Raw genomic sequence first — 11,991 nt, forward strand, 5'->3', positions numbered from 1 at the left:
CAGGTTAACCGCTGGCGGCGAGGGTGTCTGGAAGATTTGTGCAGTTTTGTTTTCGCCGAAACGAAGCAAATGGATCCATTAAAGACTGCCAACCGTCTACCAGGACACCAAAAATATTGACAACCGAATTAGTTAAGAGAGTTAATGGATCCATAAGCACAACAACATCCGCCCGGAGATCCGTCATGTATCCCAAGAACACCTGGTACGTTGCCTGCACCCCCGATGAAATCGCTGACAAACCTCTGGGCCGCCAGATCTGCGGCGAGAAGATGGTTTTCTACCGTGGGCATGAAGGCAAGGTCGCGGCTGTCGAGGACTTCTGCCCCCATCGCGGCGCCCCGCTCTCTTTGGGTTATGTCGAAAACGGTAACCTGGTGTGCGGCTATCACGGGCTGGTGATGGGGTGCGACGGCAAGACCGTCGAAATGCCCGGGCAACGGGTCCGGGGGTTCCCTTGCAACAAGACGTTTGCGGTGCAGGAGCGTCATGGGTTTATCTGGGTCTGGCCCGGTGACCAGGCCTTGGCTGACCCGACGCTGATCCATCATCTTGAATGGGCCGAAAGTGACGAGTGGGCTTACGGCGGCGGTCTGTTCCATATCCAGTGCGATTACCGCCTGATGATCGACAACCTGATGGACCTGACCCACGAAACCTACGTGCACGCCTCCAGCATCGGCCAGAAGGAAATCGACGAGGCGCCGCCGGTGACCACGGTCGAAGGTGACGAAGTGGTCACCGCCCGGCACATGGAAAACATCATGGCCCCGCCCTTCTGGCGCATGGCCTTGCGCGGCAACAACCTGGCCGACGACGTGCCGGTGGACCGCTGGCAGATCTGCCGTTTCACCCCGCCCAGCCACGTCCTGATCGAAGTCGGCGTGGCCCATGCCGGCAACGGCGGGTATCACGCCGCGCCGCAGTTCAAGGCGTCCAGCATCGTGGTGGACTTCATCACCCCGGAAACCGAGACATCCATCTGGTACTTCTGGGGCATGGCCCGGCACTTCCAGCCCCAGGACGAAGCGCTGACCGCCAGCATTCGCGAAGGCCAGGGCAAGATTTTCAGCGAAGACCTGGAAATGCTCGAACGCCAGCAGCGCAACCTGCTGGATCACCCGCAACGCAGCCTGCTCAAGCTCAATATCGATGCCGGCGGCGTGCAGTCGCGTCGAGTGCTGGATCGTTGGATTGCCCGTGAGCGCGAGCCACAAGCGGGATTGATTGCCAGCACCCATCAGGGAGAGCAGCGAGCATGATTGAAGTCCAGGTCACGGCGCGACACAACGAAGCCCAGGACATTTGCAGCTACGAGCTGACGAGTGTCGACGGCCAGCCTTTACCGGCGTTCACCGCCGGTGCCCATATCGACGTACACCTGCCCAACGGCATGATTCGTCAGTATTCGCTGTGCAATCATCCCGAGGAACGGCATCGCTACCTCATCGGGGTGCTCAAGGATGCCGCGTCCCGAGGCGGTTCGCGCAATTTGCATGAACAGATTCTGCCAGGCGCGCGCTTGCTGATCAGCGAACCGCGCAACCTGTTCCCCCTCGCCCCCGAGGCTCGACGTAGCCTGCTGTTTGCCGGCGGTATCGGTATTACGCCGATCCTGTGCATGGCCGAACACCTGGCCCAGAGCGGTGCGGCGTTCGAACTGCATTACTGTGCCAGGTCCAGGGAGCGTGCAGCCTTTATCGAACGCTTGCGCCAATCGCCTTATGCCGACCGGGTGTTTCTGCACTTCGATGAAGAGCCTGCAACCATGCTGGACGCTGCCAGGGTCCTGGCCGCCCCCAGTGAGGATCTGCACCTCTATGTGTGCGGTCCCGGTGGCTTCATGCAGCATGTCCTCGACACCGCCAAGGTTCAGGGCTGGCGGGAAAGCTGTGTGCACCGCGAGTACTTTGCCGCTGCGCCCACCGACACCCGCGCGGACGGCAGCTTCTCGGTGAAAGTCGCCAGCAGCGGTCAGGTCTTCGAAGTACCCGCCGACCGAAGCGTGGTCCAGGTGCTGGAAAGCCATGGCATCGAGATTCCGATCTCCTGCGAACAGGGCGTGTGCGGCACCTGCCTGACGCGTGTGCTGGAAGGTGTGCCGGAGCACCGGGACATGTTTTTGACCGAGGCCGAACAGGCTTGCAACGACCAGTTCACGCCGTGCTGCTCCCGCTCGAAGACGCCACTTTTGGTGTTGGATATCTGACCAATACCCTGTGGGAGAGCTTTGTGGGAGCAAAGCTTGCTCGCGATGGCGGCGACTCAGTCAGCATTGCTATCGGCTGACAGACGGCTATCGCAAGCAAGCTTAGCTCCCCCAGCCGTATGCGCGCTCACTGCGACCGAACAATCACCTTCACCCGCTCATCAGCCAACGTCGAGCCGAACACCTCGGCATAACGCAAAGTCGCATTGGCATGTTCGCGCATGATTGCCTCGGCGCGGGCTCCCTGGCGATGGATCAGCGCATCGAACACCGAGTGGTGCTGCATGTGGGCGTAGTTGAAGCGGCGAAATTCGCCGGCCATGTTCTGACGATCCACCGCCAGGGCGGTGACTGAGGCAAATGGCAGGTGATCGTTGCGAGCCAGGGCATCGGCAATCGCCGGGTTATGGCTGCCCTCGACGATCACCTGATGAAAGCGCATGTTCAAGTCGTGATAGACCTCAAGGTCATCCTCGGTCACATAGCCCTTGGCAAACAGTTCGTCGCCCTGCACCAGGCATTGTTCAAGTGCCGCTCGCCCCTCTTCGGATAAGCCACGCTCGGCCGTTTGCCGCGCGGCCAGGCCTTCGAGCACACCACGCACCTCCACGGCCCCGGCGATTTCCTCGGCACTGACCGAGCGCACCTGGAATCCGCGACCACCGAAGCGCACCAGCAGCCCTTCCTGCTCCAGGGTACGAAACGCCATGCGCACCGGCATTCGCGAAACACCGAACAACTCAGCCGTGGGAATTTCCATCAAGCGCTCACCGCCCGCCAGCTCGCCTGAGGCGATCATCCTGCGCAATGCGACCAGCACCGTTTGGCCGGGCTTACTCATCCAGGTTCTTCCAGAGAAAACAGAGTCGCCATAGTAGAAGGCTTGGGACGGTGTGTCACGGCGGGGGTATGGAGCGAACGCAAGAGCAATCGAACGCAGGAAAATCAGCGGGGCAGGCAGACCGCCATCGCGAGCAGGCTCGCTCCCACAATGGGTCCGCCATAGATCCTTGTGGGAGCGAGCCTGCTCGCGATGGCGGCAGACCAGACAACATTGATGGCAAGCCTTGCTGTCACGGATTTTGGGTCTGGACCGACTAGTTCGCCCGCAGGATCGACAGATCTTCGCCGCAATACAGCGCCTCGACTTTCGCCGCGCGCCATTGCAACACCGCCCGTTGGTTGATCGAGCCCTTGTCGGTGATTTCACCACGATCGATGGAGGGCGGCTCATCGAGCAAGGCAATCCACTCTACGCGGCTGGCGTTGCCGCTCGCCTCGCGGTTAAGACGTTGCAGCCAATCGGCAAACCACTGGCGTACCGGTGGGCTGGCCAAGACCTCGGCATCGCTGGCGCTCGGGGACAGGCCTGACAAGCGTCGGCATTCAGCCAGCCGTGGGAACACCAGCGCGCCCAGGCACTCGCGATCCGGCGCGGTCACCACCAGGTCCTGGACATACGGGGTCCCCTCCAGCACCGCTCGGTTGCGCAGCGGCCCGACACTGACGAACACCCCGGAGGACAGCTTGAAGTCCTCGGCTATCCGTCCGTCAAACATCAGGCCCAATTGCGGGTCATGGGGATCGGCCAACTTGATCGCATCGCCCGAACAGTAAAAACCGTCTTCGTCGAACACCTCAGCGGTCTGCTGCGGCGAGCGCCAGTAGCCGGGCATGATGTGCGGTCCGCGGAAGCGCCCTTCGAACTTGCCGTCCACCGGCACCAGCCGTACCTCGCAGCCGGGTGCCGGCAAGCCGATGTAACCGGCCATGGACAACGGCCCGGTGGTAAAAGTGCAGGACGGCGACGCCTCCGTCATGCCCAGCCCGGCCATCATGCGAATGCGTTCGCCGCAATGCTGTTCGGCGACCTTGTCGAGCCGATCCCAAGTACTTTGGGACAGACCCGCTGCCGCAAAAAAGAACAGACTGATGCGCTCGAAGAACCGCTCGCGCAACTCGCCGTCCTGCTCCAGGGCACTGACCAACTCTTCCCAACCTTTGGGCACGGTCAGGTACGCAGTGGGAGAAATCTCCTTGAGGTTGCGCAAAGTTTCGGCGAAGCCCTGGGCGGTGGGCTTGCCGTCGTCCAGGTAAAACGTGCCGCCGTTGTACAACACGATGCCGACGTTGTGACTGCCACCGAATGTGTGGTTCCACGGCAACCAATCCACCAATACCGGCGGCGCTTCACCGAACACCGGAAAGGTCTGCAACAGCATTTGCTGATTGGCGCAGAGCATGCGTTGGGTAGTGATCACAGCCTTGGGCAGCTTGGTGGAGCCCGAGGTGAAGAGAAACTTGGCAATGCTGTCCGGTCCGGTGGCGGCAAAGGCCCGCTCGGCCTCAATACCACCGGGTTGCGCCAGCAGGCTGGCAAAGCTTGCCCTGGACCTTGCGGCCATTTCCCCGCGCACTGTGATCAAGGGGATGTCCGCCGGCAGCACCGCATTGATCGCCCGCTCAAACGGCGCGGCCTCGCTGACAAACACCAGCCCCGGCTGCAACAAATCGCAAACGTGCCGCAGCTTGGCGAAATCCTGGGACAGCAACGAATAGGCCGGCGACACCGGGCAATAGGGAATCCCAGCGTACATCGCGCCAAGGGCCATTTGCAGGTGCTCGATGTCATTACCCGATAGCAGCGCCAGGGGCTTTTCGGCTGACAGGCCATAGCTCAACAAACCTTGAGCGATGGCCCGCACGCTGTCGAGCATCTGGGCATAGCTGACTCGACGCCAGTCCCCGCCCGCCTGGCGGGCTGCAATAAAGGTCTGTTGCGGGCGCACCTCGGCCCAATGCACCAGGCGATCAAGCAAGCGCGTCGGCAACGCAGCCAACGGCTCCAGGGAGCGCATGTGCAGGATGCCCTGCTCTTCTCTGACTTCAACGGCTGGATGACCAATCGACACCTGGCGATAGCGCCCGGGGCCGGCTCGGGAGGACGATCTGAACTCAACACTCACGTACATTTCCTCCATCAAGGCACGCCGAACCCGCGCGAAGCGAGCGGAGCGTGGCAGCATCTGGCTACGGCCTTGTTATTGTTATGTCTGGCCTGCATCGGGCCGGCGATGTCCACGCGCCGCCGCCCGCAATGCGACGGATATCAGATCGGGTAATGCCGGGCGCCGTTCTGCATCGTCACCCAGCGCAACTGGGTGAAATGCTCGATGGACGCCTTGCCGCCAAAACTGCCGTAACCGCTGGACTTGACTCCACCGAAGGGCATCTGCGCCTCGTCGTGCACGGTCGGACCATTGATGTGGCAGATGCCCGACTCGACCCGTTGGGCCAAAGCCAACGCCCGAGTGGTATCGCGGCTGAAAATGGCTGCCGAAAGGCCGAACTCGGAGTCGTTGGCCAGGCGCAACAAGGCTTCGTCGCCTTCACCACGCAGCAACACGGCCACCGGACCGAAAGACTCTTCGCGGTACAGGCGCATGTCTGGAGTGACGCCGTCGAGCAAGGTCGGCTGCAGAATGCTGCCGTCCAGTTGCCCTCCCGCCACCAGCGTCGCGCCTTTGGCCAAGGCATCGTCGATCAACCCCTTGATACGCTGGCCGGCACTGACGTCTACCAGCGAACCCAATACCGAATCACCGGCCGCAGGATCACCGGCACGCAAGGTGGCGATCTTGGCGCTCAGCCGGGAAACAAAGGCATCGGCCACGCTGGCATCGACGATCAGCCGCTCGGTGGACATGCAAATCTGCCCCTGATTGAAGTACGCCCCGAAGGCGGCTGCTTCTACCGCTGCATCCAAGTCAGCGTCATCCAGCACCAGCAACGGCGCCTTGCCGCCCAGTTCCAGTAATGCCGGCTTGAGGTGGCGCGCCGATAGTTCGCCAACGATGCGCCCGACATGGGTCGAGCCGGTGAAATTGACCCGGCGTACCGCCGGGTTGGCGATCAGCCGCGCGACAATGGCCGGCGCATCTGCCGGGGCATTGCAGATGACATTGACCACGCCATCGCCCAGTCCGGCGTCCTGCAATACCTGGCCAATCAAGCGGTGCACCGCCGGGCTGATTTCAGAAGCCTTGAGCACCACGGTGTTGCCGCAGGCCAGCGGCATGGCGATGGCGCGGGTGGCGAGAATCACCGGGGCATTCCACGGCGCGATACCCAGCACCACGCCGCAAGGCTGACGCAGGGCCATGGCAAAACTGCCGGGCACATCCGAAGGAATGATTTCGCCGTTGATCTGGGTGGTCATGGACGCGGCTTCGCGCAGCATATTCGCCGCCAGATGCACGTTGAAACCGTACCAGTTGGCCATGGCGCCCGTCTCGCCGGCAGCGGCGATGAACTCGCCAGTGCGCGCCTGCAATTGCTCGGCGGCACGTAGCAGACGCGTGCGTCGCTCATTGGGCGCCAGCGCTGCCCAGGCGGGAAACGTAGCTTGCGCGGCGGCCACGGCGGCGTCGGCATCCTCCAGCGTGGCAGCCGCCACACGGGAGACCACTTCACCGGTTACCGGATTGCAACGCTCGAAAGTCCGACCGTCACGGGCGGGGCACGACTGGCCGCCGATCAACAGGGGCACGTCCAGCATGGTGATTCCTCTTTATTGTCTTTATGGGGAACACATTCACAGTAGCGCCAAGGGCTTTTGAACAACAGCCTGCGGGCGCAGGATAGGCACCCGCCGCGCCGTCGTCTCAGCGCTTGTAGGTCTGCAACCCCGGCTTGATGCTCTTGTCGTCGAGGAACTGCTTCATCCCCTGCTCGCGACCACCCTCGGTGTCGAGCAGGCGCGACTGATCAAGCTTGGCGTACAGGTAATCCTCATTCTGCTCCCAGGTCAGTTCGCGGCAGCGTTTGAACCCGTGCTTGGCTGCTCGCAACACCACCGGGTTTTTCTCCAGCAGGTTACGCGCCAGCTCAACGGTGACTTCGCGCAGTTGCGCCAGGGGCACGCTTTCGTTGACCAGTCCCATCTCGGCGGCTTTCTGCCCGCCAAAGGTCTTGCCGGTCATGATGTAGTACAGCGACTGGCGATGGCCCACGGTATCAGCCATGGCCTTGCTGACCAGATTACCGGGCGGGATGCCCCAGTTGATTTCCGAAAGGCCGAAGGTCGCCTCGTCAGCGCAGATCGCCAGGTCACACGCCACCAGCGGGCTGAAGCCGCCACCGAAGCACCAGCCATTGACCATCGCAATGGTCGGCTTGGCGTACATGCGGAGCAGTTTCCATTGCCACTGGGAGGCTTCGCGACGGATTTTTTCTTGCAGGATTTCAGGCCCGGCATCCACTTCGCGGAAATACTCCTTGAGGTCCATGCCGGCCGTCCAGGCATCACCGGCCCCGGTCAGCACCAGTACACCGGCGGCCGGGTCCTGCTCCAGGGTTTCCAGCACGTCGATCATCTCGCGATTGAGCGTCGGACTCATGGCGTTGCGTTTTTCCGGACGATTGAGGGTGACCCAGGCAATGCCTTCCTCGATATCGACCTTGACCGTTTTCCAGCGACCTTCGTAATTGCTCATGGCGGGCGTGCTCTCTTGTTCTTGGCTGAAGATGAGCAAAAATTAAACTCGAAAACTAGTTATGTCAATTAACTATTAATCCATTTATCTGTATTTTTCCCAACGGACAGGACAAAGCGACAAATCACGATTTCGATATCCACCATAGCCATCGCGCTTCAACCTCGGCAAAATGGATAGCCTTGTTAATCACTCACCTTGAGGATGCTCCCTCCGATGGCCAAGTCTTCCAAGCTTGCCGAACCCGCCGAGCCCCAGGCCAGCGGTACCGACGCACAGGCCCCGCTGGACTCCGCGCTGGATGATCTGATCGGTTACGCCCTGCGTCGCGCCCAGTTGAAACTGTTCCAGAACCTGATCGGTCGACTCGCCATCCACGATCTGCGGCCCGCCCAATTTTCGGCCCTGGCGATCATCGACCAGAACCCCGGCCTGATGCAGACCGATCTGGCCAAGGCCCTGTCGATCGAACCGCCGCAAGTCGTGCCCCTGTTGAACAAGCTGGAAAGCCGGGCACTGGCCGTGCGGGTGCGATGCAAGCCCGACAAACGCTCCTACGGGATATTCCTGAGCAAAACCGGCGAAACCCTGCTCAAGGAACTCAAGCAAATCGCCGCACAGAGCGACCTGGACTCCACCTCAACGCTTGACGGTGCCGAGCGCGAAGAATTGCTGCGCCTGCTCAAGAAGGTTTACCAGGCATAGAAAAACGGGCGCCAGCGTTTACAATCGCCGCCTTCTCCTACTACCCAAGGAATCGCCATGTCCGGGCTTGAACTGTTTGCCGCAGCCCTCGGCGTGATTGCTGTCTGGTTGACCGTCAAGCAGAACCCCTGGTGCTGGCCGATCGGCCTGGTCATGGTGCTGCTCTATAGCTGGATCTTCTTCGAAGTGAAGCTGTACTCGGACATGTTGCTGCAGTGTGTCTACGCCGTACTGCAACTCTATGGCTGGTACCAATGGACTCGTGCGGGGCAGCATCATGAGGGGCGACAAATCACCCGTCTGGGCGCGCCTTCAGTATTGCGTGGCCTGGCGGTCGGCGCGGCAGGCAGCCTGATGCTGGGTGCTGCCATGGCGCACTGGACCGACGCCGCCCAGCCCTGGCTCGACGCTGCACTCACCGGTTTCAGTCTCGTGGCGCAGTGGTGGATGGCGCAAAAACGCGTGCAATGCTGGCCGTTGTGGATCGCCCTGGACATCATCTTCGTGGGCTTGTTCATCTACAAGGACCTGTACCTGACCGCTGCGCTCTACGCTTTGTTCACGCTGTTGGCCGTACAAGGCTGGCGCGAATGGCGCGCCGACCCGGTCCTGCGCACATGAAGGTGATGGTGCTCACCGGCCCGGAGTCCAGCGGCAAGAGCTGGCTGGCGGCGCAGTTGCAGGAGCACTTCGGCGGCTTGCGGGTGGACGAATACGTTCGCCACTTCATGGAGCAGAATCCGCGTGAGACCCGCCTGTCGGACATCACCGATATCGCCGCAGGACAGTTGGCCTGGGAAGACGCGGCCCGCGCCGGTAAACCACCGTTGTTGATCCTCGACACCCACCTGTTGAGCAACATCCTCTGGAGCCAAACCCTGTTCGGCGACTGCCCAAGCTGGCTGGAGCCGGCCTTGCTGGCACGCCATTACGACTTGCACCTGCTGCTGAGCCCGCAACAGGTCGAATGGACGGGCGACGGCCTGCGCTGCCAACCCGAACTGGAAGACCGAATGAGGTTTTTCGAGGCTATCGAGCAATGGCTGGTTCGGCATCAGCAACCCTTCCAGGTTATTGAAGGCGATTGGGCGCAACGTCGGGAACGGGTGTTTGCAACCGTGACTCGACTGCTCCAAGCCTGATTTACCCCTCTGTTTGTACCACTCTTGAAACACCCCAGTCTTGGCAAACCCGGCTCCAGAGCACTTCGATGGTTTTTCCAGTGCCTTTGTCAGGTTCTTGAAACACCTGCTGCGAAGCCTTGAACCAGAGCCAAGCGATAGCGCCCGGCCATTAGCCTTCTATCGGCCTGTCTCACGGATGAAACAGGTGCTGGGCGAAATTCCTCTGAAATATACCAACCCATTGAATTTGATAGATTTTTTATAACCGGCACAACACCTGCTCTTCCTCCTTCGCAACGCTGGACCAAGGCCAGCCCACCGAAGAAGGAATCGATGCCGTGGGGACTTTCAATAGAAGCTTGACCTGCATGCTGTTGATCGGCTGCGCCGCTGGCGCGACGTTCAGCCTCCCTGTGCAGGCCGAGGGCAACGGCGTCATTGTGCTCACCCGTGACGTACAGCCCGTTCATATCGGTCGCAACGGTGGCAAAGACCCCTACCCGAGCACCGTCAACGCCAACCCATCTGATCGAGTCAATCAAGCGACCGCCAGCATTGAGCTGAGCGACGGCGAATTCGCCAGCGTCGCCAGCGGCTCGTCGATCCGCAACGCCGTGAACCCGAACAACACCGGCGTACAAGGTCTGAACATCGTGACCAACCCCAACGGCTTGCCGGGCATGCGCGCCGGTCACGGTGGCGGCAACGGTGGTGCCATCTCCGGCACGATCAACCGCTCGCTGAGTTCAGGGCTGGCCCCGCTGGGCCGGCTGGCCGGAGGTCAGTGACATGAAGCCAACCCTATTTCTGCTTGCCCTGCTCGGCTCGTCCACCGCGTTCGCCGATCCGGGCGCGGCGGTGATCAGCACTGCCAATCTGCAGGATTCCGGCAGCCGCTATACCGGCAACTTCAACGTCAACCAGGCCGCTGGCGATCAGACCCAGCAGACCAACACCCGGGCCATCGCCATCGGCACTCACGCCCAGGCCACCACTGTCGTGCGTCAACGGCTGGATACAGCAGCCAACCCATCGGTGAACGCAACAGCCCGCATCGGCGGCAGTTCATTCAGCAACGGCAACGGAGTGCTGGGCGTGAACCAGTCCGCCGGTGCCAACAACCAGATGGCCAATGTCATGCGGGTGGGTATCAGTGCCCGGCCGCAGAGCATCGACGATAGCGCCCTTTCTCAGCAGAACGTGGCGTTGTTACCAAACTCAGGAGCAACTGGCACCCCAACCGGCAGTCGCCAGGTCGTCACCAGCGACCAGGCCTTCACCGGCAGCCGAGGGGTTATCCAGGTGAACCAGAGTGCCGGGGTGGGGAACCGCATGGCTAACACCCTGAGCATCCGGGTCGCTGACTGACCCGAAAACCGTGGGCATAAGAAAGTACTGACACTTAACCAACGACACGCAAGGAGAAACACCATGAAACCAACAATGGCACTTAAACCATTGGTTTTCGCTCTCGCCGCTGTCATGGCAATGGCTGCACAGGCTGATGGAAACGGACGTGGCAACGGGCATGGCAATCACGGTCCGCAAGGTCCGTCGTTTGAACAACTGCTTTCGATCACCGCCGGGGCTAGCGCGACCGTGATGGATGAGCAGAACAGCGACGGCAACGTGGTGACCAACCAGGCCACCCGCAACACGGCTGAAGCCGCTGACTCGCTCAATGGCAGCAACGGCAATATGGGCGCCAACATCGCCGCCGGCGATGGCAACCAGCAGGACAACGCCGCGGCCATCGCCACTGCAGACGAAGCCTTCATCTTCGGCTCGGCGGTTGCGACCTCCAGCGCCATGCAGGTCAATAACAATAACTACGTCAAAAACAACTCGACCCGAAACAACGCCTCGCTCACCAATGCGGGCAACAATGGCTCCGGCAACATCGGCATCAACGTGACCGCCGGCAACTTCAACCAACAGAAAAACAACCTGGCCATCGCTGTATCGGGCGGACGTGTCGCAGAGGCCGCAGCCTCGGCTGATCAGTCTTCCACCGGCCTTGTGGTCGACAACAAGGGCGTACGGACCTACAAGACCGACACCCTCACCAGCACCTATGCTGCTTCCGGCACATTCAAGGCCAAAGGCACCGGCACCGTCGAAGACGACGACCATGGCGGCTGGGGCAACAGAGGCGGCTACGGCGGCGGTCACGATGACGACAAGTTCAAGTTCTCCGCCGTGGGCACTTTCGAACTGGCCGGCAGCAACACTCAACAAGTGCTGACCCGCGATGGCTGGAAAAACCCTGTCATCAACAACGCGACCATGACCAACTCCATGAACGGCTTCTCCGGTAACGGCGGCGCCAACGTGTCGGCGGGCGTGGGCAACCAGCAAAGCAACTCGCTGTCCATTTCGGCCGGTTGCAGGGCTTGCATGTAAGCGCGATCGAAACGAAGCCCCGGAAACGGGGCTTCTTTCCCAGGTGTGCATAAGG

The 11,991-nt window shown here is 61.2% G+C and carries 12 protein-coding genes; 8 read left to right on the forward strand and 4 right to left on the reverse strand.

Annotated elements, in window-relative coordinates:
• The first annotated feature begins 185 nt into the window (after positions 1-185).
• Together HQ912_RS15490 and HQ912_RS15495 are read left to right on the forward strand one after the other, a co-directional pair.
• Positions 186-1,262 carry an aromatic ring-hydroxylating oxygenase subunit alpha gene (locus HQ912_RS15490; RefSeq protein WP_047226530.1) on the forward strand — a complete coding sequence of 359 codons (1,077 nt, stop codon included), beginning with the start codon at positions 186-188 and terminating at the stop codon, positions 1,260-1,262.
• A complete protein-coding gene (locus HQ912_RS15495) occupies positions 1,259-2,209 on the forward strand; it encodes a PDR/VanB family oxidoreductase (RefSeq protein WP_076384957.1) in 951 nt (316 codons plus the stop codon). Before HQ912_RS15490 ends, HQ912_RS15495 begins: the two co-directional genes overlap by 4 nt.
• Positions 2,210-2,336: 127 nt before the next feature.
• Here the strand turns inward: HQ912_RS15495 and HQ912_RS15500 are convergent, their stop codons facing one another.
• From HQ912_RS15500 to HQ912_RS15515, 4 genes are all read right to left on the reverse strand, one after another.
• Positions 2,337-3,050, reverse strand: coding sequence for a GntR family transcriptional regulator (locus tag HQ912_RS15500; protein ID WP_160892651.1), 714 nt, complete (start codon positions 3,048-3,050; stop codon positions 2,337-2,339).
• A gap of 256 nt (positions 3,051-3,306) precedes the next feature.
• Complete coding sequence (locus HQ912_RS15505) at positions 3,307-5,175, reverse strand: feruloyl-CoA synthase (RefSeq protein WP_047226637.1); 1,869 nt, start codon at positions 5,173-5,175, stop codon at positions 3,307-3,309.
• Between the two features lie 143 nt (positions 5,176-5,318).
• Complete coding sequence (locus HQ912_RS15510) at positions 5,319-6,767, reverse strand: aldehyde dehydrogenase (protein WP_173406995.1); 1,449 nt, start codon at positions 6,765-6,767, stop codon at positions 5,319-5,321.
• Positions 6,768-6,873: 106 nt separating this feature from the next.
• Positions 6,874-7,704, reverse strand: coding sequence for a p-hydroxycinnamoyl CoA hydratase/lyase (locus tag HQ912_RS15515; RefSeq protein WP_003202420.1), 831 nt, complete (start codon positions 7,702-7,704; stop codon positions 6,874-6,876).
• A gap of 216 nt (positions 7,705-7,920) precedes the next feature.
• On the opposite strand from HQ912_RS15515, the gene HQ912_RS15520 reads away from it, so the two are divergent.
• From HQ912_RS15520 to HQ912_RS15545, 6 genes are all read left to right on the forward strand, one after another.
• Positions 7,921-8,409, forward strand: a complete 489-nt coding sequence (locus HQ912_RS15520) for a MarR family winged helix-turn-helix transcriptional regulator (protein WP_047226534.1) — start codon at positions 7,921-7,923, stop codon at positions 8,407-8,409.
• A gap of 57 nt (positions 8,410-8,466) precedes the next feature.
• A complete protein-coding gene (gene pnuC / locus HQ912_RS15525) occupies positions 8,467-9,030 on the forward strand; it encodes a nicotinamide riboside transporter PnuC (RefSeq protein ID WP_047226535.1) in 564 nt (187 codons plus the stop codon).
• Positions 9,027-9,551, forward strand: a complete 525-nt coding sequence (locus HQ912_RS15530) for an AAA family ATPase (protein WP_047226536.1) — start codon at positions 9,027-9,029, stop codon at positions 9,549-9,551. The genes pnuC and HQ912_RS15530 overlap by 4 nt, the downstream gene beginning before the upstream one ends.
• 320 nt (positions 9,552-9,871) lie before the next feature.
• Complete coding sequence (locus HQ912_RS15535; RefSeq protein ID WP_047226537.1) at positions 9,872-10,321, forward strand: hypothetical protein; 450 nt, start codon at positions 9,872-9,874, stop codon at positions 10,319-10,321.
• Position 10,322: 1 nt separating this feature from the next.
• Positions 10,323-10,901 (forward strand): adhesin, encoded by a 579-nt coding sequence (locus HQ912_RS15540; protein ID WP_173406996.1) that lies wholly within the window; start codon positions 10,323-10,325, stop codon positions 10,899-10,901.
• 63 nt (positions 10,902-10,964) lie between these two features.
• On the forward strand, positions 10,965-11,936 hold the full coding sequence (locus tag HQ912_RS15545; RefSeq protein WP_047226539.1) for a hypothetical protein: 972 nt from the start codon (positions 10,965-10,967) through the stop codon (positions 11,934-11,936).
• The last annotated feature ends 55 nt before the right edge of the window (positions 11,937-11,991 follow it).

Origin of the sequence: Pseudomonas sp. MPDS, assembly GCF_013283895.1 — a bacterium.
GTDB lineage: Bacteria > Pseudomonadota > Gammaproteobacteria > Pseudomonadales > Pseudomonadaceae > Aquipseudomonas > Aquipseudomonas rhizophila.

Excerpts from the sequence above, each read along its gene's own strand:
- HQ912_RS15490 (WP_047226530.1), top strand. The coding sequence starts at position 186 with ATGTATCCCAAGAACACCTGGTACGTTGCCTGCACCCCCGATGAAATC.
- HQ912_RS15495 (WP_076384957.1), top strand. The coding sequence starts at position 1,259 with ATGATTGAAGTCCAGGTCACGGCGCGACACAACGAAGCCCAGGACATT.
- HQ912_RS15500 (WP_160892651.1), bottom strand. The coding sequence starts at position 3,050 with ATGAGTAAGCCCGGCCAAACGGTGCTGGTCGCATTGCGCAGGATGATC.
- HQ912_RS15510 (WP_173406995.1), bottom strand. The coding sequence starts at position 6,767 with ATGCTGGACGTGCCCCTGTTGATCGGCGGCCAGTCGTGCCCCGCCCGT.
- HQ912_RS15515 (WP_003202420.1), bottom strand. The coding sequence starts at position 7,704 with ATGAGCAATTACGAAGGTCGCTGGAAAACGGTCAAGGTCGATATCGAG.
- HQ912_RS15520 (WP_047226534.1), top strand. The coding sequence starts at position 7,921 with ATGGCCAAGTCTTCCAAGCTTGCCGAACCCGCCGAGCCCCAGGCCAGC.
- pnuC (WP_047226535.1), top strand. The coding sequence starts at position 8,467 with ATGTCCGGGCTTGAACTGTTTGCCGCAGCCCTCGGCGTGATTGCTGTC.
- HQ912_RS15530 (WP_047226536.1), top strand. The coding sequence starts at position 9,027 with ATGAAGGTGATGGTGCTCACCGGCCCGGAGTCCAGCGGCAAGAGCTGG.
- HQ912_RS15540 (WP_173406996.1), top strand. The coding sequence starts at position 10,323 with ATGAAGCCAACCCTATTTCTGCTTGCCCTGCTCGGCTCGTCCACCGCG.
- HQ912_RS15545 (WP_047226539.1), top strand. The coding sequence starts at position 10,965 with ATGAAACCAACAATGGCACTTAAACCATTGGTTTTCGCTCTCGCCGCT.